The organism is Pseudonocardia nigra (assembly GCF_019396355.1).
GTDB lineage: Bacteria > Actinomycetota > Actinomycetes > Mycobacteriales > Pseudonocardiaceae > Pseudonocardia > Pseudonocardia nigra.
The window spans coordinates 1-1,927 of sequence record NZ_JAHKRK010000422.1; the positions used below are offsets into that span (position 1 = coordinate 1).

General features: G+C 71.6%; 4 protein-coding genes. 3 read left to right on the forward strand and 1 reads right to left on the reverse strand.

The window, feature by feature from the left end; all coding sequences use genetic code 11:
* The first annotated feature begins 187 nt into the window (after positions 1-187).
* The 3 genes from KME75_RS47350 to KME75_RS47355 all read left to right on the forward strand — a co-directional run bounded on the left by KME75_RS47350 (position 188) and on the right by KME75_RS47355 (position 1,271).
* On the forward strand, positions 188-367 hold the full coding sequence (locus KME75_RS47350) for a hypothetical protein (RefSeq protein ID WP_372452769.1): 180 nt from the start codon (positions 188-190) through the stop codon (positions 365-367).
* A 290-nt stretch (positions 368-657) separates the two neighbouring features.
* A complete protein-coding gene (locus KME75_RS45490; RefSeq protein WP_308283508.1) occupies positions 658-906 on the forward strand; it encodes a hypothetical protein in 249 nt (82 codons plus the stop codon).
* Positions 822-1,271 carry a transposase gene (locus tag KME75_RS47355; RefSeq protein WP_372452770.1) on the forward strand — a complete coding sequence of 150 codons (450 nt, stop codon included), beginning with the start codon at positions 822-824 and terminating at the stop codon, positions 1,269-1,271. The genes KME75_RS45490 and KME75_RS47355 overlap by 85 nt, the downstream gene beginning before the upstream one ends.
* Before the next feature lie 133 nt (positions 1,272-1,404).
* On the opposite strand, the gene KME75_RS41190 is transcribed toward KME75_RS47355, so the two are convergent.
* Positions 1,405-1,671, reverse strand: a complete 267-nt coding sequence (locus KME75_RS41190; RefSeq protein ID WP_219420408.1) for a hypothetical protein — start codon at positions 1,669-1,671, stop codon at positions 1,405-1,407.
* Positions 1,672-1,927 lie beyond the last annotated feature (256 nt).

Sequence of the window (1,927 nt, forward strand, 5' to 3'; positions counted from 1 at the left end):
GGTCAAGGCCATCACCGCGTTCATCGATGGCTGGAACGAACGCTGCGAACCATTCGTCTGGACCAAGGACGCCGACACGATCATCGCAAAAGCGCACCGTAAATCTACTTCCGGCACGTGACACTAGCTGGCGGGCGAGCTGGGCAGACTGCGCGCCACCGCTCCCCTCGAGCCGGACCACCTCGAGCTGGGTGCCGGCACCGTGCTCAGCCCGGAGCACCTCGACGCCGCGGCCGACGCTGGCGCGAGCTTCGTCGTCTCCCCCACCCTCGACCCCGAGGTGGCTCGGCGCGCCGCCGACCGCGGCCTCGGGTGGTCTCCAAGAAGATCACGCGTCAACCGCGAAACACCACGCCGGGGGACTTGACCTCGGAGGTTCGCACCATGACGAACTTAGGTCTCAACCAGCGCGCCCCCTGCCCGCCCTTCAACTCCCGTCCTACGGCCGGACTGCGTCCGTTCACCGTGGGTGCACGGCCGGCCGCTGCCTGCCGGTTCCGCGCCGGTGACGACGCTGGTCGCTCTGACGCTGGTGGCCGAGCACCGGCGTGGGCACGGGGCCGATGTACGACGCGCTGACCCACGGCCGGGTGGAACGAGCGGCTGCGTAGGACTCTGACGTCGCTGCCGGTGCCCCGGGGCGTGGACGGGCGGATCGTGCTCGCGGTCGATGTCAGCCCGTGGCTGCGCTCGGACGCCCCGACCAGCGCGCAGCGGCTGTTCTGCCATGTCTACGGCCGCGGGAGGGGTAACTCCCCTCCCGCGGCTGGCCGTACTCCTTCCTCACCGCTCTGGAGGCGGGCCGGACCTCGTGGACGGCGCTGCTGGACGCGGTCCGGCTCGGGCCCGCCGATGACGCCACCGCGGTCACCGCCGAGCAGCTGCGCGCCGTGGTCGGGCGGTTGATCCTGGCGGGGCACTGGTGTGACCGGGACCCGGCCATCCTGATCGTCACCGACGCCGGCTACGACATCACCCGGCTGGCGTTCGTGCTCGATGATCTGCCCGTCGAGCTGCTCGGTCGGTTGCGCTCCGACCGGGTCCTGCGGCTGCCGAAGCCACCCCGGCGCCCCGGCGCCGGCGGGCGCCCGCGCAAGCACGGGCCGGAGTTCGCCCTGAACAAGCCGGCCACCTGGCCCGAACCCGCCCAGGTCACGATCACCGTGACTCCCCGTGATCACGCAGCCGGTCGGCGTACAGGCGCACCGCCCGGGCACGGGTCTCCTCATCGAACTTCCGAGGTGCAGGCACAGCTCCAGTCTCCTTGCTAGATCAGAGCCTCTCCATCACCCAGGACGATTCAGTCACCGCTGGCGACTCCTGCCCTTGCCCAGCAGCTGAGAACCCGGTCCTCGCCGGCCCCCGCACGTCCGGGACGGAGCGCCACCTTGACGACGAGGCCCGTCACGTCGACGACCAGGACCGGCACCATGGCGACCACCGCGCCACCACGCCGACGAACACCGCCCGAAATGCCCGGTTCACGTCGTCACCGTGAACGACGCCGTCATCGTCACCGTCAGTGGCGGGCAACATTTGTTGACCGCCACCGAGGATGCCGACCTGGCGCGCGATTCCCGCCATTGACGGTGACGACGGACGGCTCCCGTCCGCGGCGTTCGTCGGCGCCGCCACCGTGACGATCAACAGGCCCGTCCCAGCATCGGGCACGCCGGCTCCTCGCCCGCGGTCGTCATCGTGCCGAGCCCAGCCCACCCGACCGACGCTGTCGGCGCGGCGCACCGTCGGGGGACGTGGCCCACACCAGCTGACCCCTGGCGGCTGCGGGCCTGGTAGACGACGCTCGTGCGCCGTGCCCCCACCCCGACTCGATGATCGGCATCGCCGACCCCGGCCAGGCCGAGACCGACCTCGCCGGCGGGACGCTGACCTGCCCGTCGTGCACCGGCCCGCTGCAGCCCTGGGG